The organism is Clostridium aciditolerans (assembly GCF_016316925.1).
GTDB lineage: Bacteria > Bacillota > Clostridia > Clostridiales > Clostridiaceae > Clostridium_AM > Clostridium_AM aciditolerans.
Window position 1 is genome coordinate 393,126 of the sequence record NZ_JAEEGB010000005.1, and the last position, 22,388, is coordinate 415,513.

General features: G+C 30.9%; 20 protein-coding genes and 1 other annotated feature. Of the genes, 7 read left to right on the forward strand and 13 right to left on the reverse strand.

Going from position 1 to position 22,388, the window contains the following annotated elements; genetic code table 11:
- Window positions 1-4 precede the first annotated feature (4 nt).
- On the reverse strand, window positions 5-811 hold the full coding sequence (locus tag I6U51_RS24690) for an amino acid ABC transporter substrate-binding protein (RefSeq protein WP_246517085.1): 807 nt from the start codon (window positions 809-811) through the stop codon (window positions 5-7).
- 313 nt (window positions 812-1,124) lie between these two features.
- Window positions 1,125-1,379 (reverse strand) — a binding site (T-box leader).
- Window positions 1,380-1,712: 333 nt separating this feature from the next.
- Here I6U51_RS24690 and I6U51_RS05530 point away from each other — a divergent pair.
- From I6U51_RS05530 to I6U51_RS05540, 3 genes are all read left to right on the forward strand, one after another.
- Window positions 1,713-2,174, forward strand: coding sequence for an Lrp/AsnC family transcriptional regulator (locus I6U51_RS05530; RefSeq protein WP_211141663.1), 462 nt, complete (start codon window positions 1,713-1,715; stop codon window positions 2,172-2,174).
- 29 nt (window positions 2,175-2,203) lie between these two features.
- Window positions 2,204-3,139: an EamA family transporter gene (locus I6U51_RS05535; RefSeq protein WP_211141664.1), complete on the forward strand. Its 936-nt coding sequence runs from the start codon at window positions 2,204-2,206 to the stop codon at window positions 3,137-3,139.
- A gap of 156 nt (window positions 3,140-3,295) precedes the next feature.
- Window positions 3,296-5,110 (forward strand): urease accessory protein UreH domain-containing protein, encoded by a 1,815-nt coding sequence (locus I6U51_RS05540; protein ID WP_211141665.1) that lies wholly within the window; start codon window positions 3,296-3,298, stop codon window positions 5,108-5,110.
- A gap of 197 nt (window positions 5,111-5,307) precedes the next feature.
- On the opposite strand, the gene I6U51_RS05545 is transcribed toward I6U51_RS05540, so the two are convergent.
- From I6U51_RS05545 to I6U51_RS05575, 7 genes are all read right to left on the reverse strand, one after another.
- Window positions 5,308-6,498: an SAM-dependent methyltransferase gene (locus I6U51_RS05545; protein ID WP_211141666.1), complete on the reverse strand. Its 1,191-nt coding sequence runs from the start codon at window positions 6,496-6,498 to the stop codon at window positions 5,308-5,310.
- A gap of 151 nt (window positions 6,499-6,649) precedes the next feature.
- Window positions 6,650-7,669, reverse strand: a complete 1,020-nt coding sequence (locus I6U51_RS05550; RefSeq protein ID WP_343069525.1) for a VanW family protein — start codon at window positions 7,667-7,669, stop codon at window positions 6,650-6,652.
- 283 nt (window positions 7,670-7,952) lie between these two features.
- Entirely contained in the window at window positions 7,953-8,168 is a 216-nt protein-coding gene (locus I6U51_RS05555) for a heavy-metal-associated domain-containing protein (RefSeq protein WP_178906122.1), read from the reverse strand.
- 83 nt (window positions 8,169-8,251) lie between these two features.
- Window positions 8,252-10,912, reverse strand: a complete 2,661-nt coding sequence (locus tag I6U51_RS05560; RefSeq protein WP_211141668.1) for a heavy metal translocating P-type ATPase — start codon at window positions 10,910-10,912, stop codon at window positions 8,252-8,254.
- Between the two features lie 18 nt (window positions 10,913-10,930).
- Window positions 10,931-11,197, reverse strand: coding sequence for a metal-sensing transcriptional repressor (locus I6U51_RS05565; protein WP_178908605.1), 267 nt, complete (start codon window positions 11,195-11,197; stop codon window positions 10,931-10,933).
- A gap of 143 nt (window positions 11,198-11,340) precedes the next feature.
- Complete coding sequence (locus I6U51_RS05570; RefSeq protein WP_211141669.1) at window positions 11,341-12,714, reverse strand: sensor histidine kinase; 1,374 nt, start codon at window positions 12,712-12,714, stop codon at window positions 11,341-11,343.
- Window positions 12,714-13,397, reverse strand: a complete 684-nt coding sequence (locus I6U51_RS05575; RefSeq protein WP_211141670.1) for a response regulator transcription factor — start codon at window positions 13,395-13,397, stop codon at window positions 12,714-12,716. Before I6U51_RS05575 ends, I6U51_RS05570 begins: the two co-directional genes overlap by 1 nt.
- Before the next feature lie 412 nt (window positions 13,398-13,809).
- Here I6U51_RS05575 and trhA point away from each other — a divergent pair, with 412 nt between their 5' ends.
- On the forward strand, window positions 13,810-14,460 hold the full coding sequence (gene trhA / locus I6U51_RS05580; RefSeq protein ID WP_211141671.1) for a PAQR family membrane homeostasis protein TrhA: 651 nt from the start codon (window positions 13,810-13,812) through the stop codon (window positions 14,458-14,460).
- Window positions 14,461-14,532: 72 nt separating this feature from the next.
- Here the strand turns inward: trhA and I6U51_RS05585 are convergent, their stop codons facing one another.
- Window positions 14,533-15,405: an AraC family transcriptional regulator gene (locus tag I6U51_RS05585; RefSeq protein WP_211141672.1), complete on the reverse strand. Its 873-nt coding sequence runs from the start codon at window positions 15,403-15,405 to the stop codon at window positions 14,533-14,535.
- A 195-nt stretch (window positions 15,406-15,600) separates the two neighbouring features.
- On the opposite strand from I6U51_RS05585, the gene I6U51_RS05590 reads away from it, so the two are divergent.
- Together I6U51_RS05590 and I6U51_RS05595 are read left to right on the forward strand one after the other, a co-directional pair.
- Window positions 15,601-16,245 carry a Mur ligase family protein gene (locus I6U51_RS05590; protein WP_211141673.1) on the forward strand — a complete coding sequence of 215 codons (645 nt, stop codon included), beginning with the start codon at window positions 15,601-15,603 and terminating at the stop codon, window positions 16,243-16,245.
- 245 nt (window positions 16,246-16,490) lie between these two features.
- Window positions 16,491-17,399, forward strand: coding sequence for a peptidoglycan-binding domain-containing protein (locus I6U51_RS05595; RefSeq protein ID WP_211141674.1), 909 nt, complete (start codon window positions 16,491-16,493; stop codon window positions 17,397-17,399).
- Between the two features lie 58 nt (window positions 17,400-17,457).
- On the opposite strand, the gene I6U51_RS05600 is transcribed toward I6U51_RS05595, so the two are convergent.
- The 3 genes from I6U51_RS05600 to I6U51_RS05610 all read right to left on the reverse strand — a co-directional run bounded on the left by I6U51_RS05600 (window position 17,458) and on the right by I6U51_RS05610 (window position 20,388).
- The gene (locus I6U51_RS05600; protein WP_211141675.1) at window positions 17,458-19,029 is read right to left on the reverse strand and encodes a DEAD/DEAH box helicase; all 1,572 of its coding nucleotides are present in this window, start codon (window positions 19,027-19,029) and stop codon (window positions 17,458-17,460) included.
- Window positions 19,030-19,278: 249 nt separating this feature from the next.
- Window positions 19,279-19,638 carry a hypothetical protein gene (locus I6U51_RS05605; RefSeq protein ID WP_211141676.1) on the reverse strand — a complete coding sequence of 120 codons (360 nt, stop codon included), beginning with the start codon at window positions 19,636-19,638 and terminating at the stop codon, window positions 19,279-19,281.
- A 108-nt stretch (window positions 19,639-19,746) separates the two neighbouring features.
- Window positions 19,747-20,388 carry a carbonic anhydrase gene (locus tag I6U51_RS05610; protein WP_211141677.1) on the reverse strand — a complete coding sequence of 214 codons (642 nt, stop codon included), beginning with the start codon at window positions 20,386-20,388 and terminating at the stop codon, window positions 19,747-19,749.
- Between the two features lie 264 nt (window positions 20,389-20,652).
- On the opposite strand from I6U51_RS05610, the gene I6U51_RS05615 reads away from it, so the two are divergent.
- Entirely contained in the window at window positions 20,653-21,798 is a 1,146-nt protein-coding gene (locus I6U51_RS05615) for a transglutaminase domain-containing protein (protein ID WP_211141678.1), read from the forward strand.
- A 46-nt stretch (window positions 21,799-21,844) separates the two neighbouring features.
- Here I6U51_RS05615 and I6U51_RS05620 read toward each other — a convergent pair whose 3' ends face one another.
- Window positions 21,845-22,372: a PIN domain-containing protein gene (locus I6U51_RS05620; protein ID WP_211141679.1), complete on the reverse strand. Its 528-nt coding sequence runs from the start codon at window positions 22,370-22,372 to the stop codon at window positions 21,845-21,847.
- Window positions 22,373-22,388: the final 16 nt, after the last annotated feature.

The window sequence follows — 22,388 nt, forward strand, 5'->3', positions numbered from 1 at the left end:
AACATTATTTTTTAGTTATATCTAAGTTAACCCACTTTTTAGATAACTTTTCTAGAGTTCCATCAGCTCTCATATCAGCAAGAGCTTTGTTAACTTTTTCAACTACAACTTTATTCTCATCATTTTTTACAAAAGGAAAAGCATTTTCTAATGGCTGAACATCTTTACCAGCTAATTGAAGTGGCAGCTTATTTTCTTGAACTACAGCTAGTGCCGATACCTTATCATCCATCATAGCATCAGTTCTTCCTAATACAACATCTTGTCTCATTCCACCGTCATTGTCATAGGTTACTACCTTAATTTCATTATTTTTATCAAATTCCTTTATTATCTGCTCATAGTTACTTCCCAAACTTACGCCTATCTTTTTGCCCTTTAAGTCTTCAAGAGTTTTAATTGAATCGTTGCCTTTTTTAACCACCATTTGTGCACCTGAATATACATATGCATCAGTAAATAAATATTTATCTTTTCTTTTATCTGTTATTGTTATTTCATTTGCTATAGTATCTATTTTCCCAGCATCGAGCATTCCAAACAGTCCACTGAAAGATGAAGTTACAAATTCTGTTTTATATCCTGTTCTCTTACTTATTTCATTCCAAACATCTACTTCAAAACCATCAATTTTGTTATCTTTATTTTTAAAGGTATAAGGATAATATCCACCAGACATACCTATTTTTATAACCTTAGCTTGCTCGCTTTTTTGTGATTGATTAGAAGTTGTTGATGAACATCCTGTAAAGGCCATAACTGCTAATATTCCTAATGCCATTATTGCTTTTATTTTTTTATTTTTTATCATAATTGTTACCTCCATTAATTTTATTAAACTATTACTATAAACTATTAATATGAAACTCCTTCTCCTATTGTCGAATGAGTACTCGCTGAGTAAGTGACTCACTCCAAATCAACACGCTGTGTAAGCGATCATCTCAAAATCATAGATTTTGGATGCCTGCTTAAGATTTGGGTTCGCTACTTAACCGACCATATCAAAATCGCAGATTTTGTATGTCTGCTTAAGTAAAAAATTTATATAAATGCTAAATTATAAGTTATAATTCTTGTTCTTTGTATCCGGATTACAAAAAACAAAAAACTCCTGCCTCTATTACAGAGGCAGAAGCATAACTTCCACGGTTCCACTCTGTTTATTATGTACAAATAAGTAATCATAAGTACATAACAACTCTTTTGGTACAACAATACCTCAACGCTTTAACGGGCGTACCCGCTGAAGTCTACTAGGCTTCAATTCAGTGCTCAGAGATGCACTTCTGTTAATTTCAACTCAAAGTCTCTTACACCCAATGGAGACTTCTCTCTGCCAGTTTCCTTTAACTTACTCTTCTCGTCATTGCATTTATTAGTAATCCACTATGTTTTATGTGATTATATTACTATATAAATAAAAATTAATCAAGTAGTTATTTATTTTTTTTTATTTTTCAATTTCTGGAATTCTTAAATTGACTATTATTTCAATTTAAATATGAAACTCCTTCTCCTATTGCCGAATGAGTACTCGCTGAGTTAGTTACGAATAGTAATTGATGCTGATTTTTTATAATTTATGAAACTATTAAATTCTTAACTTTAAATTTTAATAACATACTATTAGTAATATTTTTTTACTTTTATGTTACTAATAGTTGACATATCGAAGCTTTAAATTATACTTAGTAATTAGGAGGGATATTATGAATAAGATGGATAACATAGATAAAAGTATTATAAAGTCACTAGAGGATAATGGAAGAATGTCTCATGAAGAGATTAGCAAGTCACTCCACATTTCAAGACCTGCAATCCATCAAAGAGTAAGTAAATTAGAAGCAGATGGCATTATAAAAGGTTATAAAGCAATAGTTGATTGGGAAATGCTTGGAGAGCCAATTAAAACTCTTCTATATCTTAAAATTAGTTGTGAAGATTTTAAAGAAACTGTAAATCAAATTTTATTATTGCAAGTTAATAACGTATTTATTGAAGAATGTCACAGATTAGCTGGTGAATGGTGCATAGTGCTAAAAATAAGAGCAAGCACTCCAATGGATATTTCTAATTTTATTGATACCTTATGGAAAATACAAGGTATCAAGGAAACATCAACTACTCTCATTTTATCAACTATATTGGAAAATGGCATACGTAGAGAGTAAACATATAAGTATTGAATGGAGGATCAGAAATGGAATTGACTGTTAAGAATGAAAACAAAAAAGTGATATTAGCATATATCGCCGTTTGTATTTTTTGGGGTTCAACCTACCTTGCAATAAGAATTGGCGTAAGTGAGTTACCACCAACAATTTTTGCAGGTATTAGGTTTATAATTGCAGGTACTTTGATGTTTGGATATGCTGCATTAAAAGGCTTATCTATGCCTAAAAATTTATCTGAAGTATTTAAAATTTCTATTGTAGGTATATTTCTTTTAGTTGGAGGAAACGGTGCAGTTGTGTGGGCTGAGACTAGAGTTAGCTCAGGTATAGCATCTTTAATGGTAGCAACAGTGCCCCTTTTCATGGCACTTATAGAATCCTTATTACCTTCCAAGACAAAACTCAACGGAAAAGGATGGTTAGGATTATTCATTGGTTTTATAGGAGTATCTTTTTTGGTGCTTTCAGATTGGAATAAAACTTCAGTAGATACTATAGGTATGTCACTACTGATTGTATCATCATTGTCCTGGGCATCAGGGTCAGTGTATTCTAAAAGCTTTACTTCTTCTGCATCAACAATATCTAATATTGCCATACAAATGCTTTCAGGAGGAATCTGCTTGTCAGCAATTGGAACTTTTTTAGGTGAATTCTCAAGAGTACACTTTACTACTAAAGGATTAGGTGCATTACTGTACTTGGTGGTCTTTGGTTCTATGGTTGGTTATAGCTGTTATATTTATATTTTACAAAAATGGCCTGCCGCAAAAGCTGGTACCTATGCATATGTAAATCCACCGGTGGCAGTAATATTAGGTGCTATTTTTCTAAAAGAAGTTATATCCATAAAAATAATTTTAGCCACGATAACAATTTTAGGTGGAGTAATTTTAGTACAAACATCAAAATTAAAACCCGCTTCAAATATTAAGGAAAACTCTAATTATATAGAAAGTTAAAATTTCAATCATTTCATTTAATCTATCTTCATAAATTCTACATAACTTTTTTATACACTATGGTTAATAGGGCTGCAGCATATATTTTTTAATATATGCTGCAGATATTCTATTAGTATAAAATTAAATTGTGGCAATAATTTATGAGGTGAATTTATGAATGTTAAATTTGTAAAAATAGAAGTATATGATATGACTTGTACGTCATGTGAAAAAACTATTGAAAGGTCGCTAAAAGGGCTAGTAGGTGTTTTTAATGTTACAGCCAGCTATAGTAAACAGCTTGTAGAAGTAGAATTTGATTCGAATATCTGCAGTTTAAAAGAAATAAAAAATACTATAAAAGCTGCTGGCTATAGTACTGAAAAAGATTCTAATTTTGGTTTTGCTGGTATATTAATAGTAGCTCTGGCCATTATTCTTATAGGGAATTCTACAGGCGGCTTTGACATGAACAACATGCTTAAAGGAGCAACTTATTTTGTTCTCTTTGTTGTAGGAATTCTTACATCCATACACTGTGTAGGTATGTGTGGCGGCATAATGCTTTCACAAAGTTTATCCAATGGAAACAGGAGTAAGTTTCAAGCTATTAAACCTGCCTTATTATATAATACTGGAAGAGTAATATCATATACTGTTCTTGGTGGAGTTGTAGGTGCACTAGGCTCAATACTTTCATTATCTATAAAGACTCAGGCATCTCTTCAGATTTTTGCTGGCTTATTTATGATTATTATGGGATTGAATATGGCAGGCTTCGGCCTATTTAGAAAGCTTCAAATAAAGCTTCCTTGGTCCTTTTGTTCAGTGAAAAATAAACCTAAAACACCTTTTATGGTGGGTATTTTAAATGGTTTAATGCCCTGCGGACCTCTTCAAACAATGCAGCTATACGCTCTTGGTACAGGCAGTGCTGCTAAAGGTGCTCTTTCAATGTTCATGTTTGCTTTAGGTACAGTTCCTTTAATGCTTACCTTTGGCGCAGTATCTGGTCTTTTAAGTAAAGGGTATACAAAAAAGATTTTGAAATTTAGTGGAGTTCTTGTAATTATTTTAGGACTTATAATGGGTAACAGAGGTTTATCTTTAGCCGGAGTAAATTTTATTCCTTCTATAGCTTCTCTTTTGCCTAGTAATAGCCAAGCTGTAGGTTCCTCTGGTGCCAATATTAGTAAAGCTACCTTAAAAGACGATATTCAAACAATAAATATGACTGCAGATGGAAGAGGCTACACCCCAAATGTACTATATGTAAAAAAAGGAGTTCCTGTTAAGTGGATTATAGATGGAAAGCAAATAACCTCCTGTAATAACGCAATAGTAGTGCCATCCTTAAACATAAAGCAACAATTAAATAATGGCGAAAATGTACTAGAGTTTACACCGACGGACAAAGATTTAAATTTTAGTTGTTGGATGGGTATGATAAGAGGAGTTATTAAAGTAGTAGATAACTTAGATACTGTAGATACCTCTAAGGCTGATCCATCATTACCTCCTGCTGGAGGTGGAAGCTGCTGCGGAGGTGCTGTTCCACCTAGCGGTAGTTCATCTAGCCCCTCACAGGCTCCTAGCATATATGGTAGTGATTTGAGCAAAGTTCCAACTGAAACCATAATCAAAACTGCAATTATTGCTGGGAAAAATCAAAATGTTGAAATTAAGGGAGTAGGCTATGAATTTAAACCACTTATAGTTGTTGTAGCTAAAAATCTAAGCACTAAATTAACATTTGATTTAACCTCATTCGATAATCCAGAGGGAAAATTTGAATTAGTTAATGCGGAAAATGGAGATGTCTTTAAATCCTTTGACGGCAAGAAAGCTGTTGTTGATTTAAACATTACCTTTGACAAAGTTGGCGGATACGGAATTGTAAAGGACAGTACAGTTATTGGTATTGTTGAGGTAGTTGATAATATTAAGACTGCTGATTTAGAAAAAATCAGACAGAGATATATTCAGTAGCTTGAGACCCTATATTCAACAAAAAGTATTTACTGTATAAATAATGCAATATATACTATAAGTTTTAAGATTTTCTCTATTAATTTATAAAAAACTAGTTTGTTATTTATATGAAAAACTCCTTGTGTATGGTTTCTCTCAAAATCCATTAAACCACAAGGAGTTTTTTTTTGAGAACTTAAATATGATATCATAATTTATCGATACAAATGATGTCTTGTCATTGACAAATTATTATTAAGTCCTTTAGAGAAAATAATTTGATGAATGTCTAAATCACTAGCACGGAAGGATGCAGCACAAGAATTTAGGTACAGTCTCCACATTTTGATAAAACGTTCACCATATTTTTCTCGAACATGATCTATATTCTCTTCAAAGTTTTTTGCCCAATGATCTAAAGTTTTTGCATAATGTAATCGCAGACTTTCTGCATCTAGCAAGTGAAAGTCGTTTTCAGGTAAAAGCCAAATCAACTCACGAATTGAAGGGATATATCCCCCTGGAAATATGTATTTGCGAATCCATCGATTACAAGGCCCTTCAATTTGTCCTGTAATACAGTGTAAAACAGATATACCTCCAGGAATAAGAAGTTTATCTACCGCTTGCATATACTTAGGTAAGTTTGCTTCTCCCACATGCTCTACCATTCCAACACTGACTACTTTATTAAATTTACCACCATCACTTTCTGCAAGAGTTCGGTAATCCATCAATTTTACATCTACCTGTCCTGATAAGCCAAGTTCAGCAATACGCTGCTTTGTTTTGGTATATTGTTCCTCACTCAAGGTTACACCTAAAGCTTTTACTCCATATTGCTGTGCAGCACGAATAATCAACCAACCCCATCCACATCCTATGTCTAGTAAGGATTCTCCTGGATGAAGCTGCAGCTTTTTTAATATGTAATCAATTTTTTGTAATTGAGCTTGATAAAGGGAATCCTCTGGTGAACAAAAATAAGCACATGAATAGCTCATAGTTTCGTCCAACCACAGTTCATAAAAATCGTTTCCTAAATCATAATGATGCTCAATATCTTTTTGCTGTTTTATTAAAGAAGTTGATCTATTTTCACTGTAGAAAAACTTTTTCAATCTTCCAAAACTCTTCTTTTCAAAAAAAGGAATATTAATTCTATAGGCTGTTTCAACAATTTGCTGAAGATTGCCTTTAAAATCAATAATTCCATCCATATAAGCTTCTCCAAAGGCCAATGAAGGATCTTTTAATATCTTTATCCCAGAAATTTTATCCTTAAATATAACTTTAAAGGCAGGATCACCTTGACCATAATTTTCACTTGATCCATCCCAGTAATCAATAGAAAAAGAATAATCATTAATTTTTTTACAAAATTTATGTAGAACAGTCTTTTCCATATTTTCACCTTCCTTTATAATTAATACAACATTAATTATTGACGTAATCAAAAATTATATTCAATTTATCTTATCTTTAAATAAGAATTCATAATCTGACCATTTATAATCAGTTCTGTCATTAGCCTCTTGTAGTTAGTAAATTTATACATTAGCTTCGTCTTTCATAAATATATGGCAATGGTAAATACCTACTTTCACCTAATTGTTTAGTTTGTATAGTTCCATCTGGATTTTCTATTGTTATCCATGACTTTATGATTGCACCGTCCATTCCTGTCACAACAAGTTTTTCTTCATTTGATGACAAAGACTTGTTTGTTTTATAGACTTTTGAAGTTTTTTTTGAACTTAGTACTTGGTGATGCCATTCCACTTTTGGAGGTTTGCTCTTACCATAAAAACCAATATATAGTCTGTTATCTATGCCTTGAGACCATATAAGTATAGAAGAATCAGTATTATTCTTAAATCTAAAGTCCAAGCTTCCATAGCAAACCGTAGCATCCTGCCCATATGGTACATAAGAAACTGGCATACAATGTGCATGTCTTTCGACAATTGGTAAATTACCCATTATAGCTACGTTATAAAGCGTAGATGCAATCTTGCACACCCCTCCTCCAATGGTTTCTGTCAAATGTGAACCTTCGTAGGTAGGACCTTTCTTATATCCCCTTGACTGTATATAGGGTCCTATAGTTCTATTCTGTGAAAACACTTTACTTGGCTCTACTAGGGTTCCACATAATAGTTTAGCTCCAACATGTACATTCTCTTCTTCTCCAGGAAGAGGATCATTTAATACAGCACAATATGCACACATCATTATATGTGTTCCATATTTCTCTTGAGCCTTTTTGAAATTCTCATCATTCTCCCATGGAACTGATGTTACTGTACTAGAAGATATGTTAATACTATCCTGTTCCTTGGCAATAGCTTCATTTCTGTTAGTATCCTTTGTATTTTTGTTAACTGCATTTTTATCACTAAAATCTTTTTTATCAGTTTCTTCTTTAACCGTACTCTTTTTATCATTTTCTAATTTATGTGATTCTATAGACCTTGCCTTCGAAGCATTATCTATCTGTACTTGATTATTATTCTTTTCATTTGTAAAGTTAAAAATAAAAACTATAGCTAATATTAAAACAAGAATTATACTCACAATGCTTTTATTTTTCATTCTCCATTAATCATATTCCTTTCTACATATTCTCATATCATTACTTAAAATATTATATGTAGTTTAAATAAATTTACTCAAAGTTACTTTTATTATTATTATTATTATTAGGTAACATCATCCTTAATATCATACTATTGTCATTTATTCTTTAAAACCATATATTTTTGTATATACAAAGATATGTTGAAGCTTGCATTTTATAAGAAGAGGGCTTCATAAAAGCTACCTTTTATGAAACCCTCTTCTTATAAACTTCTATTTACTATGCTTCTTCAATACTTACAACTTCATAACCTGCATCTTCAATAGCAAATTTAATATCAGCATCTTGAATGTCACTGCCTGCTTCAACTACAGCTGTTTTAGAAGCTAAATCAACGGATACATTAGTTACTCCATTAAGATCTTCTAAAGCTGTTTTAACATGATTAACGCAGTGTCCACAACTCATGCCTTCAACTATTATTCTTTTTTTCATTTTAATTTCTCCTTTCATTTATATAATTTAAATTATATTTAGTAGTGAATAGTGAATATATGATTCTCTATTCGCTATTTTAACTATATTGATGGTTTAAATCCTTTCAATCTTAGAGCATTTGTTAACACAGATACTGAACTTAAACTCATGGCTAAAGCTGCTATCATTGGATTCAAAAGTGGTCCTCCAAATATATGCAATATTCCCATAGCTACTGGGATGCCTAAGGTGTTATAACCAAAAGCCCAGAATAAATTTTGCTTTATATTTTTTATAGTTTTCTTACTTAAATCTATAGCTGTAACTACATCCATTAGGTCACTTCTCATTAAGACTATATCTGCAGATTCCATTGCTACATCTGTACCAGACCCTATAGCTATACCTATATCAGCTTGAGCTAATGCTGGTGCATCATTTATGCCGTCTCCAACCATAGCAACTTTTTTGTTTTCACTCTGAAGCTTCTTAACTTCCTTTGCCTTATCCTGCGGTAAAACCTCTGCAAGTATTCTATCTATTCCAACCTGCTTTGCTATTGCTTCTGCGGTTTTCTTGTTGTCTCCAGTTATCATCGCTACTTCAATTCCCATAGAGTGAAGTTTCTCTATAGCTCTCTTGCTGTGTTCTTTAACTGTATCTGCTACGGCAATTATACCGATGAGTTTTCCTTCAAGGGCTATATACATAGGGGTTTTACCTTCCCCAGCTAGAACCTGTGATTTTTCTTCTAAGTTTTCCAAGGAAATATTACTTTCATCCATAAGCTTTTTGTTTCCAAGCAGAATTCTATTATTATCTATAGTAACTTCTATTCCATGTCCTGGTATAGCCTTAAATAGACCAAGTTTTTTCAGTTCAACTTCCCTATTTTCGGCCTCCTTAACTATTGCTTCTCCTAAGGGGTGTTCTGACCCCTTTTCTGCTGAAGCTGCCAATTGAAGCAAATAGCTTTCATCTGTACCTTCAGTTGTAATTATATCCGTAACCTTAGGTTTGCCTTCAGTTATAGTTCCAGTTTTATCAAATACTATAGTTTGAATTCTATGTGCTGTTTCTAGCGCAGTACCACTTTTTATAAGCACACCGTACTCAGCACCTTTTCCGGTACCTACCATAATAGCAGTTGGTGTTGCTAATCCTAAGGCACAAGGGCAGGCAATAACTAATACTGATATAAATATTGTAAGTGAAAATACTCCAGTTTCACCGTATAGATACCAAGCTAAAGCAGCAATTGTAGCTAAGCTTATTACTACCGGTACAAAATATCCTGATATAACATCTGCTAATTTTGCAATTGGAGCCTTAGACCCTTGAGCATCTTCTACTAATCTAATAATTTGAGCCAATGCTGTATCCTTACCAACTCTAGTAGCTTTATATCTAATAGAACCATTTTTATTTATGCTTGCTCCAATAACTTTGTCTCCAACATTTTTTTCTACAGGTATACTTTCACCTGTAAGCATGGATTCATCTACTGCGGTAATTCCTTCTGTTACCTCTCCATCTACAGGAATTTTTTCACCAGGTTTTACTACAATTATGTCTCCAACCTCAACTTCATCTATAGGTATCTCTAATTCTTTATCTTCTCTAATTACTGTAGCAGTCTTTGGTGCAAGTCCCATAAGCTTCTTTATAGCTTCTGAGGTTTTTCCCTTAGCAACAGATTCCAGATATTTACCTAAGGTAATAAGGGCAAGTATGGTACCTGCTGATTCAAAATATAAGTGATAATTTAAATTACCTAGAAGTATTTGATATACTGCAAAAACACTATAAATAAAGGCAGCTGATGAACCTATCGCTATAAGAGAATCCATATTTGGACTTCTTTTAAATAATGCTTTAAAACCGATAGTAAAATACTTTCTTCCAGCAACCATTATAGGTAATACTAAAAGTAATTGTATTATAGAAAATACTTGAGGATGATGCATTGGATCAATAGTTGGCGGCGGCATATATCCTAATTTCTCACCAATCATTGGCCCCATAGCTATTATAAGCAGCGGAACTGCGAATATAGCGGACACTAAAAATCTATTCCATAGTGCTTTTATTTCCTTTTCTTTCTTTTCCTTATCTGTATCTACAGTAGTCTCTTCTTCTAGTGCTTTATATCCTGCCTTTTCAATTGCTTTTTTTATATCTGATAACTTTACTTTAGAAGGCTCAAAACTTACATTTAGTTTTTCTGTAGCAAGATTTACATTTGCCTCTAAAACACCATCTAATTTTTTAGTAACTCTTTCTACAGCTTTAGAACAAGCAGCACAAGTCATGCCTTCTATTTTTAAGGTTTTGTTTACTGCCTCTGCTTGAGCTTTGTATCCTGCTTTCTCTATTGCTTTTCGTATATCTGCAACACTGACTTTTGAAGCATCAAAGCTTACATTCAGCTTTTCTGTTGCAAAATTCACATTAGCTTCATACACTCCATCTAATTTTTTCGATGCCCTTTCTACAGCCTTAGCACAAGCTGCGCAGGTCATGCCTTCTATTTTTAGGGTTTTATTTGTAGCTTCCATTAAAGCCTTATATCCTGCTTTCTCTATTGCTGCTTGTATATCTTGAATATTAACTTTTGATTCATCAAAATTAATACTTAACTTTTCTGTTGCAAGATTTACACTAGCCTTAGTAACACCATCTAGCTTTTTTGACACTCTTTCTACAGCTTTGGCACAAGCTGCACAGGTCATGCCTTCTATTTTTAAGGTTCTACTTGTCATTACCTCATCCCCCTTTGTTTAATCTTTTAATAATTTTGAAAGCAAATCTATTACCTCATCTACTTTTTTATCTCCACTATTGTTCATGAAAGCATCTTTTACACAATGATTTAAATGTTGTTTTAAAATTAGTAAATTAGCCTTTTTTAACAATGACTGTGATGCAGCTATTTGGTTAGATATATCAATACAGTATCTGCCTTCCTCAATCATTTTTATTATTCCTTCAATTTGTCCCTTTGAAGTTTTTAATGCTTGTAAAGCTTTTTTTCTTTCCTCGTTCATGCAGCGCCTCCCTCACCCCTGTGGGGTGGTAAAAAATTTTTTTAATTGCTATTGAATCAATTATTCAATAGCAACTAAATATATAATTAAGTTTTTCAATTCTTTTGTCTTTATATACATAATACATTAACTTTATGAAGAAATTATGAAGATAAAGATTTAAAATGTATAGTAAATGTAGAACCTTTATTAACTTCACTTTCTACATTAATAGAAGCAGAATGAAAAGTCAATATATTTTTTACTATAGTTAAACCTATACCGCTTCCATCAATCTTATTTCTACTTTTATCTCCTCTATAGAGTCTTTCAAATATAAATGGCAAATCTTCTTTACTAATTCCTATACCAGTATCTCTTATACTAACAATAATCTCATTCTTATTTTTTGCAAGATTAACCCATATGTTACCATTCTCATTTGTAAATTTTACTGCATTAGATAAGATATTTATAAATACTTGTTTTAATTTATCTCTATCACCTAAAATTATATAATCTTCATTATGCTTAAGATTATAAGTTAACTCTATATTTTTTTCTTTTGATACAATCATAAAATCATCGCATACAGCTGCTATAAGCTCGTCTATTGAAACCTTTTCTTTGTTTAGTAAAATGCCTTCTGCTTCAGATTCTTTTAAAACATTTAGGTTATTTAAAAGCTTTCCAAACCTAATAACCTCATCATTAAGAGCTGTTAACTGTTCAGTATTCACAGGGAAAATACCATCAATCATAGCTTCTAAATTATTTTGAAGTATATTTAAAGGAGTTCTAATTTCATGAGAAATATCAGATACCAATCTTCTTCTTAATAAATCCTGTTGTTTAAGCTTCTCTCCTAATGTGTTTATGCTATCTTTAAGATTTTCAAGCTCTAGTATATCAGTCTTAGCATTTGACCTAGTATTATAATCACCATGTGAAAGATTAACAGATATATTAGATACCTCTCTAATAGGTACAGAAAATTGTTTTGAAAAATATAAGCTTGTAAAAATAACAATAATTAAAGTAAAGATAATACTTGCTGCAATTCCTTTATTAATTGACAGTTTGAAATTTATATCTTCTGAAGATAATAAAACCGAAGAATATTGACCTATGCCCACATATCCCACAATCTTCTCATTGTATCTAATGGGAAGATTAATTGTATTATACACTCCCTTTTCTTTATCATTAATCATTGTCAGATGATTTTTTTCTCTAATATCATTTGGATCCATTGTCCAAACTAGCTTTTTATTTGCATCTAATAAAGTTAAACAGTAATTACTCATAAAGGCCTCATGTTCCATCTCTTTTCCTGATTCTTTTGTCCACTGTTTATCTCTTTTATAAACTTCTTGAAAATATTGTACTATTCTTTCGTTTCTTTTATTTTGAATATCAACCATGTACTGATTAAACTTATTATTTATTGTAAAATTCACGAAAATAGCAGTAAGTACTGTTGCGAGTACTGAGCAAACTAATAATATAATACTCAGTTTTTTTCTTATGCTATACATCAGCTTTCACCACCAAACTTATATCCCACTCTTGTAACAGTTAAAATATATTTAGGATTTTTACTATCAGCCTCTATTTTCTTTCTTATATTTTTTATATGAACATCTACTGTTCTATCGAATCCTTCAAAATCTATTCCAAATACTTTTTCTATTAATTGCTCTCTACTAAATACTCTACCTTTATTCACTGCAAGTAAATATAATATGTCAAATTCATTAGGGGTTAATGCTACTTCCTCTCCTTTTAACTTTACTATTCTGCTGTCTTTATATATTTCTAACTCATTATTATTAAAAGATAAAACATTAGAATCTTCTGTATCTATTCTTCTAAATAATGCGTTTACACGAGCAGTAAGTTCTCTTGGGCTAAAAGGCTTTACTAAGTATTCATCTGCTCCTATATTAAGCCCTTCTATCTTATCTTCTAGGGAAGACTTAGCTGTTAACATATAAATGTATACATCTGATTTAGCCCTCATAATTTCACATATTTCTTCTCCTTGGATATCTGGAAGCATTAAATCTAATATAACCAGTTTAAATTTGATAGAATCAAAGAGTTTTAACCCTTCTGTTCCACTGTCTGCACAATAAACCTTGTATCCTTCTTTTTCTAAGTAAGCCTTTAATACATCATATACTTTTTTCTCATCTTCTATAATTAATATATTGTTCATATCACTCACCTCAATAACACTTATATTATCAGAATAACAAGTATCTGTGTAGATTTTATGAAGAAAGCATTATACCTTAAACTTACAGTGTTTATTCGCTATTGAAATCTTTTTCATTTCCTGGTGTAATTTCGCTATTATTTGTAGTAAAATACAAATATAAATATCTAAGGTTGTAGTTATTATTGTCATAAAACCTATTTTATCTTCTAATAATGTATAGTTGTAAAAAGCCGTGAAAGATATATGTATGAAGAGTTATATCCTTCAAATCATCCATAACTTAGGAATCATAACTAAAATTCAACTTGCTATATAGCTAACACAGATATATGATTTAAACATAACAACATGTAGTTCTCAAAACTACATGTTGGAATATAAACATTAATAATTTAAAAGGAATGATGTTATGTTTGCAAAGCTTCGTGAACCAATTAGCGGATTAACACATTTATTTGGTGTCTTTGCCTCAATTGTAGGGTTAGTTATTTTAATTGTCTACTCCGCTACACAGAATAGTATCTGGCATATTGTAACCTTTTCTATCTTTGGAGCCAGTTTAATATTACTTTATTCTGCTAGCTCAATATATCACCTGGCATCTGTTTCTCAAAAGGCAATTAATATACTTAGAAGAGTTGATCACTCTATGATTTATCTTTTAATTGCTGGAAGTTATACTCCTATTTGCTTAATTGCCCTAAGAGGTGCCTGGGGATGGAGTATTTTTGGTACTATATGGGGTCTTACAATTATAGGCATAATAATAAAGAACTTTTGGTTTAACGCTCCACGATGGTTATCCACTCTTTTCTATATTTTTATGGGATGGTTAGTGATTATAGCTATATATCCTCTAAATAAGGTTTTTTCTCCTGGAGCAATGGCATGGCTATTTGCCGGTGGAATTGCCTATACTATCGGAGGCGTAATTTATGCAACTAAATGGCCTAAAATTAATTTAAAATACTTCGGTTTTCATGAAATATTCCACATATTTGTTTTGGCAGGAAGCTTCTGCCACTACTGGCTTATGTTTAAATACGTACTATACTTATAAATTTTATAACTTTTGAAGCGGATTTCAAATAATCTACGTCTAATATAATAATCGAGGAAGTTCTTATTGTGATTATTCAAGCTCTTTTAAAGCTTTATAATACTGTTTCGGAGATGCTCCGAAAATTTTCTTAAAAGCTTTTAAAAAACTTGAATAATCACCAAATCCACATTCAAAACAAGCTTCTGTTATTGGTTTCCCGCCTTTTATTAAATTATTGGCCATTATAATTCTTTTTTGCATTATATAATTATATATTGTGTATCCTGTATATTTCTTAAACTTATGCATTAAATAGTATTTACTCATGTAAAACTTGTCTGAAAGTTTATCTAAAGATAAATCACTATTAAGATTTGTATTTATATAATTTAAAATAGCATCTATATTTTCATCATACTTAATGTCACTATTTCTACTATTATTTTCACTTCTTAATGCCAGCCTATTCAAGTATACCATCACCTGTAAAAACAAAGCATTTTTTAATACATAATTACCAAATTCAGTACCTTTGTATGCTGCTTCAAGTTGAGACATTGTATTCTTTATACTGATTAATAATTCAGGACTTAATCTCAAAAGGCTGCACTTTTGGCTAGAAGCCAATTCAAAACATGTCATTAAATTGTTACCTTTCGTATTATGCTTCTCTAAAAATTTTGAATTAATCCATATAACTATACGTTCATAAGTTTCCTCAGGATCAATAAGTGGTTTATGAACTTCATTGTTGCTTACAAAAAGTATATCCCAGGGTTTTAACTCATAAGCTTTACCTTCAATTAAATACGTAACTTTGCCTGATATAAATATTACAATTTTATTAAAATCATGATAATGAAACTCAAATTCTATTTGTTTTTTCTCTTTTAAGTGAAAGAAAATAAAATCTTCCTTTAGGTATCCTCTTTTTATATTTAAGACATGATTGTTACCATTCATAATTTACTCCTCATATATATTTTTCTCTCTATTATATAATAAAACAACTTTTGCAATATATTAAGCATTTTTAGCAATAAACATAGCAAAAATTATTACTATAATAATAGTATAAGCTATAAAGTAAAATTTGCTTTAAATAAAGTTTTAAAATCTCACTTGAAGCTTAGTTGAAATAATAGAGGAGGAATATAAATGGAGCATCGTCATATATTCAATGAGATTTCATATGATGTAATTCAAGTCGATGATAAAACATCAGAAAAATTTAATTTTATTGGAATCACTGGTAGTGAAGATAGAGAGCCTGTCACTCGTCTAATAAGAGCAATACTTCAGTATTTAGGTAAAAGCTCAAAAATTGTAGATACTGCTAAAAATATATCTATAAAAGAATATAGTTATTCATCTTTAACCTATCATAGAGCTAATTTATATGATTTTGATATTAGAATTTTTACAGATTTAAACAAGAATTTCTCTAATTTTAAAAAGGAAGATAACTATAAAAATTCAATAATGAAACTTTTTAAAGTATGTGGACTTGGATTGATTAATGTAGATGACCCGCTTTTAAACAAGATAAGTAAAAATGCTCCTTTTGATGCAATCACTTATGGCATAAATGCAACTGCAGATTTTATGGCAAAGGATATACGGTACTCTCAATCTGGTATAAATTTTATATTAGATTTTAATGGATCAGAAAAAAAAGTTAAAATAAATAGTTTTAATAAATCTAATGTTTATGATACACTAGCTGCTATTGGAACCTGCTACTTTTTGGGATTTCCTTTAAACCTTATCATAAATTCACTAACTCAGACTGAAATATTTTGAGTAAAAGCATGTTAACTATAACATGCTTTTATCCTTTTAATGATAAATAATCCATATATGCAACGTATAAAGTTAACTTTTAGATATTTGACCATATATTATGATATTTTTTTACATAATACCCCCCAATAATCGAGACTATATTCGTATTTAACATATGTAAAACTTATTACTCTACATGAATTTTCATTAAATTCATTATTGTTACACACTTAGATTTATTTATCACAAAGGAGGAACCTAACTTGAAAAATACAAAACAACTATTGGTTATAGCATCTATTGCTGCTGGAATATCTGTTTCAAACAAATCTGTACATGCACAGCAGCCAGCAACAAATAACATCGCAAAACAGCCAGCATATAATTATAATATATGCTCTAACAAAGTTGTAAAGCCTGGTGATAAGGGCTCTATAGTTAAAGACATACAAAGTGCCTTAAACCTATACTGTGGTGCTGGCCTAGCTGAAGATGGAGTGTACGGACAATATACTAAAGAGGCAGTGTTAGAAATTCAAAAGAAATTTTGTTTAAAAGCTGATGGAATATTTGGACCACAGACAGCTAAAGCCTTGTTAAAATACTCCTCCAATTATTCCATAGACGATAGCGATGGATTTAGTCCTGTATCTGCAGATATTCAAAAAAAACTTATATACTTAGGATATAAAATACAGCTAACAGGAAACTTAAAAAGTTCTGATACAGTTGCAGCTATAAAGGACTTTCAGAAAAAAAATAATTTATCCATTACCGGTAAAATAGATACCAAAATAATAGATAAAATAAATGAAAATATTAATTATATATCAGACGAAACTAAGAACTTTAAATCAAACACAGATTATTATGTAATGGTAAATACTTCAGGTCATATCTGCAAAATATATCAAAAAGTAAATAATTCATGGGAACAAATTAGATGTTTTGATGTTTTTTCTGGTGAAATTAATAAAGGGATTTATTCCTTAGGACTTCAAGGTAATCATTTAAATTTTAACGGAGTTCCTATGGAAAACTTTACACAAATAGATGGATTAAAAGTCTTTTATTCATCCGCAGACGACAGCGGATACGGTTTAAGAATTGCAAATGAAAATGCAAAATTTCTAGGAACACTTCCAAAGAAAACATCTATAAAAGTATTTTAGTCAATATAAAAGGTCCTGATTGCCGAAGCAATTAGGACCTTTTATATTATAGTGAAAATTATCTTCTTCCTGTAGATACTTCCATCTTTAATTTTCTTCCACATAACTTTTTACCTGAGCAGTTCTTTATCAATGAATTAACTGCGCCTTCAGCTACATCAACAAAAGAGAACTTTTCAAGTATATCTATATTTCCTATATCTTCTTTGTGTACATCTGCATTATCACTGAAGAATCTAAGCATTTCCTTTGGATTAACCCTATCCATACGTCCAACAGTTAGGAATAATCTAACATAATTTGATTCTCCACCTATACGATCTTCTGTATAATCAAAGCTTATTTCCTTACCATAGACTATATTCATTAAAGCTGCAGCTACATCAACAAGGTTAAATTCCTCATCAAGTTCTGCGGCTAACGGAACAAACTTCTTATAATCCTCTTGCTCTAGAGTTTCTTTTACTCTATTTAATATATTTTTATATTTTGAATGGAATATATCATCAATTGATGGTATTTCTTTTCTCTTTATCTTGCTCTTTGTAACCTTTTCTATTTGCTTAAGAGTCATATATTCTCTAGCAGTAACAAGAGTATATGCTATTCCTTCTTTATTAGCTCTTCCTGTTCTACCAATTCTATGTACATATGATTCTATATCTTGTGGTAATTCATAGTTGATAACATGTGTTACATTCTCAACATCAATACCTCTTGCTGCAACATCTGTTGCCACAAGGAATTCTAGATTTCCTTCTTTAAACCTTCTAAGCGTATTCATTCTTTGATTCTGGCTCATATCTCCATGCATACCTTCTACGTTATATCCTCTAGCTTGCATAGATTCTACTAATTCATCTACACCTCTTTTAGTCTTACAGAAAATAATTGCTGTAGTAGGCTCATCTACATCAAGAATTCTGCATAAAGATTCAAATCTATCTTTTTGTTTAATTTCATAGTAGTACTGATTAATAGTAGATACTGTCATAGCATTTTTCACTATTGATATATGTTTAGCATCAGACTTCATATATCTTTTTGCTAGTTTTTTAATTTCATTAGGCATAGTAGCTGAAAATAATAATGTCTGTCTATCACTTCCGCACTCTTGTATAATGCTTTCTATATCGTCAATAAAGCCCATGTTAAGCATCTCATCAGCTTCATCAAGCACAAGAAACTTAACACCACTTAAATCAATTACATTTCTTCTTATAAGATCTAAAACTCTACCAGGAGTACCAACCACCATATCTATTCCTTTTCTTAGAGCTTTAATCTGTCTTTCAATAGGTTGGCCGCCATAAACAGGTAAAAGTTTTATTCTAGAATATTTAGACACACGCACTAATTCATCATTTACCTGTATAGCTAATTCTCTTGTAGGAGTTAATATAATACTTGATATTTTTCCTTGTGATCCATTAAATTTACTCAAAACTGGCGCACCAAAAGCAAGTGTTTTTCCCGTACCAGTTTGAGCCTGGCCAATAACATCAAAACCTTCTAAAATAACAGGTATAACTTCAGCCTGTATATTAGAAGGCTCCTCAAATCCCATTCCATCAATGGCTTTAAGTATATCACTATTAAGTCCTAAATCACTAAACTTCATTTCTTTCATTTACATTCCTTCTTTCCGTATAAATCAATTCATTATAATATAATCTCCTTATATTATCAAGTGTTAATTTGACAATATAAAAAAATACTGTAAATACTGAGGTTAGAAATCTTTTTAATATACTTTCTTATATTTTGCCCAAAATATAAGAAAGTATATTAAAATTTTGCATTTAATGCAAAGTAAAAGAGTACCTATAGATCAAGGTACTCCTTTAAAACAAATTAATTTGTTTTACTATTATAATTTTCAACGAACACTAGCTATTAAAACTGCTGCTCTATAACTAAAAACATCACTAATAACCCTTAACCATGCTCCTATTAAGTTTTCACGAGTGGCCTCCAAAGTAATAGGATCAGTCTCTTTTTCATTTTGAAAAGTTTTTTCTGATTCTTGTTGAACCACTAGTGCAGATATTGTATCTCCTAATAAAACAATGAAATTTCCACATGTATTTAAATTAGTAGCTAACTGACTTTGCTCCTCTTTTTCCTTTTTATCTTTTATTTGATCTAAGCTTGCTTCTTTTTCTGCCGCTAAAACCAGTAATCCATCTCCTAAAAAAGTTAACTGAGCTCCAAGTATATTTAACTGTTCTAAATCCATAGTAACCCATTCCTCCTCTCTTGTATATAGCTTTTTCTTTACTATATTCCATAGAGAAGAGTTTAGTCCCTATATTTTGTCCAAATATAACCCATAAAGTTATAATTATTACTTTAATATCTCTACTTTTCCTGTTTTTAAATGATATTTGGCTGTAATTACTTTAACCTTTTTCTCCTCCACAAAACGGCTAATTATGGAGCTCTCTAAAATTCTTTTAGTAGATTGTCTTGCATTTTCATATTCAACTTTTGAGGCGATTTCTTCTACATCATCATTCATATTAGAAGATTTTATTGATTTTACAGTAGGAATAATTTTATCCATAATTGTACTTATATTTTGTGATGTTTCAGTTCCATCCACTGCGCATCTAACTGCACCACATTTCTCATGACCTAGCACAAGAATCAATGGTATCTTAAATTGATCCACTGCATATTCAATACTGCCAAGTACAATACTATCAACTACATTTCCCGCATTACGTACTACAAAAATATCTCCTAACCCCTGATCAAATATTACTTCTGGAGCAACTCTTGAATCAGCACAAGTAAGCACCACCGCTAGTGGTCTCTGTAAATCTCTAGAAAGCCTTAAACGAATCTCTTCTGAAAAATCTTTTTTCAAAAACCTCCCAGCTACGAATCTTTTATTTCCTTCTATTAGGGCTTTCTCCGCTTCATCTGGTAAAACTCCTAAATTATATTTATTCTCATCATATTTGTATAATAATTCATCCGTCATAAAGAAAACCCTCCCCATATTGAACCTAATTAAAGCACCTTCTTTCATAATTAAACTATATTTTATCATTATATCGGTAAAAAATAAAGTTTAATTACACATAAAACCAAATGTTTTAATATTCAGTTAATTATTCCTTTTATCTTTCCCAATAAATTCCCAATTGTGTATTTATATTCTTGTTGTCCTTAAAATAAAATCATGGTACTTATATGAATAGAAGATTATATCATCAATATTAACCCTATATAAAAGGAGATAATTATGTTTAGACACACTCAAGCTAAGACTCTATGTAAAGTCTTTATATTTTCCTTAATAGTTTTAATTATTATTTTTATTTCTCAATCCTCTAAAGGCGTTTTTAGTAGTACTAGCTCTCAGTCTAGTGTAAAAATCAATAACTACGATGAATACTATAATGCTGTAAAAAAAGCTATGCTCAGCTATGATAGCAGTTTAACTCTTAGAATAAACCATTACGATAAAAATGTGTATAATTTAGATTCATTTAAAAAAGTCCTAAAGGACAATCCTGAACTTCAAGGTGTTTGTACAGAAGCAAAAATTTCTGTTCAACCATCTATACCCTTTAAGGTAAAGATTGACTTTAAATACAGTGATAGTACAGAAACTCTGAAAAATAAGGAAAAGGCAGTTCAACAAAAGGTTCAAGAAATTGTGGGAAAAGTAATTAAACCGGATATGAAGGATTATGAAAAAGAAGTAGTTCTCCATGACTATTTGGTAAATAACACTAAATATGATAAAAGATTTTTCACCAAAAACATGCCAAATGATTCTAACACCGCTTATGGTGTATTGATTAATGGCATTGGAGCTTGTCAAGGATATTCAGAAGCAATGTACATGCTTTTAAAAGCTGTCGGTATTGAATCCACTGTGATATCAGGAGATGCTAATGACGGCAAAAGTTGGATAGCTCATGCTTGGAATATTGTTAAAATAGGAGGACAGTACTATCATTTAGATACAACCTGGGATGATCCTGTAACTGAAGACGGGTCTAACGATTCAAGATATACTTATTTGAATCTCACAGATGATCAGATAAGCAAAAATCATAAATGGAACAAAAGCGAGTATCCTCAATGTTTTAGTACAACCTACAATTTTCAAAATTTAAATATTGCTGAAAAAGATAAAAATGGGAACGTGATAATACCAATAAAAAGCTACAGCGATTTCTATAAATCTATAAAAACTTCTCTTGCTAACGGTGATTCTGTATTAAGTCTTAGAGTCTTAAATTACGACGCTAATGTATATGCTGTAGCTTCAGCAGTAAATAAAGCTTATACCTCATTGTCAAAAGGAGGAAGCTATAGTTGGACATACTATACCGATGAATTAAACAACTCTGAATATATAACTATAACATTTAAATAGGAGTAAGACAGTCAGTAATCTTATATGCAGGAAGATGTTACAAGACTTAATAATACGAAGTATTATTTTTAGAGGACAAAGGACAATTGTCCTCTATTAAAATTTCATTCTGCTTTAAATCCTCAATAAAATTTTCAAAGTTCATTACCTTGGAGGGCCCTAATATACTCACCGCACTTTTAAGTATATTTTTATCTCCTGTTACCAAAGTATACTTTTCATTTTTTTCACAAATACATATAAGATTGTAGTCATTGCTAGATATCTTACTGCCGTTTATAAAATAGAATTTATTTTTATAATTATATTTTATTTTAATATGATTCTTATTATTTTTATTTATATCATGGACTTCATCGTTGACTATATGATTTAATAATTTTAAAAATTTATTTGAAAGCACAGGCGTTCCATTTACTTCTTTAAATTCTTTTTTACATAGCTCCTTAGCTATGCTTTCAGAAATATTGAAATTCACCCAGCTATATTTTTCAATAATATCAAATAACTCTGGATATTTACTCCAAATTGTTATAACTATATTAGCGTCTAGCAAATATTCCCTAACCATCATATTGAGCCTCCTTTTA

Excerpts from the sequence above, each read along its gene's own strand:
- I6U51_RS05570 (WP_211141669.1), bottom strand. The coding sequence starts at position 12,714 with ATGTATAGCATAAGAAAAAAACTGAGTATTATATTATTAGTTTGCTCA.
- I6U51_RS05600 (WP_211141675.1), bottom strand. The coding sequence starts at position 19,029 with ATGAAAGAAATGAAGTTTAGTGATTTAGGACTTAATAGTGATATACTT.
- I6U51_RS24690 (WP_246517085.1), bottom strand. The coding sequence starts at position 811 with ATGATAAAAAATAAAAAAATAAAAGCAATAATGGCATTAGGAATATTA.
- I6U51_RS05605 (WP_211141676.1), bottom strand. The coding sequence starts at position 19,638 with ATGGATTTAGAACAGTTAAATATACTTGGAGCTCAGTTAACTTTTTTA.
- I6U51_RS05535 (WP_211141664.1), top strand. The coding sequence starts at position 2,204 with ATGGAATTGACTGTTAAGAATGAAAACAAAAAAGTGATATTAGCATAT.
- I6U51_RS05585 (WP_211141672.1), bottom strand. The coding sequence starts at position 15,405 with ATGAATGGTAACAATCATGTCTTAAATATAAAAAGAGGATACCTAAAG.
- I6U51_RS05615 (WP_211141678.1), top strand. The coding sequence starts at position 20,653 with ATGTTTAGACACACTCAAGCTAAGACTCTATGTAAAGTCTTTATATTT.
- I6U51_RS05620 (WP_211141679.1), bottom strand. The coding sequence starts at position 22,372 with ATGATGGTTAGGGAATATTTGCTAGACGCTAATATAGTTATAACAATT.
- I6U51_RS05560 (WP_211141668.1), bottom strand. The coding sequence starts at position 10,912 with ATGACAAGTAGAACCTTAAAAATAGAAGGCATGACCTGTGCAGCTTGT.
- I6U51_RS05545 (WP_211141666.1), bottom strand. The coding sequence starts at position 6,498 with ATGGAAAAGACTGTTCTACATAAATTTTGTAAAAAAATTAATGATTAT.
- I6U51_RS05610 (WP_211141677.1), bottom strand. The coding sequence starts at position 20,388 with ATGACGGATGAATTATTATACAAATATGATGAGAATAAATATAATTTA.
- I6U51_RS05540 (WP_211141665.1), top strand. The coding sequence starts at position 3,296 with ATGAATGTTAAATTTGTAAAAATAGAAGTATATGATATGACTTGTACG.
- I6U51_RS05555 (WP_178906122.1), bottom strand. The coding sequence starts at position 8,168 with ATGAAAAAAAGAATAATAGTTGAAGGCATGAGTTGTGGACACTGCGTT.
- trhA (WP_211141671.1), top strand. The coding sequence starts at position 13,810 with ATGTTTGCAAAGCTTCGTGAACCAATTAGCGGATTAACACATTTATTT.
- I6U51_RS05565 (WP_178908605.1), bottom strand. The coding sequence starts at position 11,197 with ATGAACGAGGAAAGAAAAAAAGCTTTACAAGCATTAAAAACTTCAAAG.
- I6U51_RS05575 (WP_211141670.1), bottom strand. The coding sequence starts at position 13,397 with ATGAACAATATATTAATTATAGAAGATGAGAAAAAAGTATATGATGTA.
- I6U51_RS05590 (WP_211141673.1), top strand. The coding sequence starts at position 15,601 with ATGGAGCATCGTCATATATTCAATGAGATTTCATATGATGTAATTCAA.
- I6U51_RS05530 (WP_211141663.1), top strand. The coding sequence starts at position 1,713 with ATGAATAAGATGGATAACATAGATAAAAGTATTATAAAGTCACTAGAG.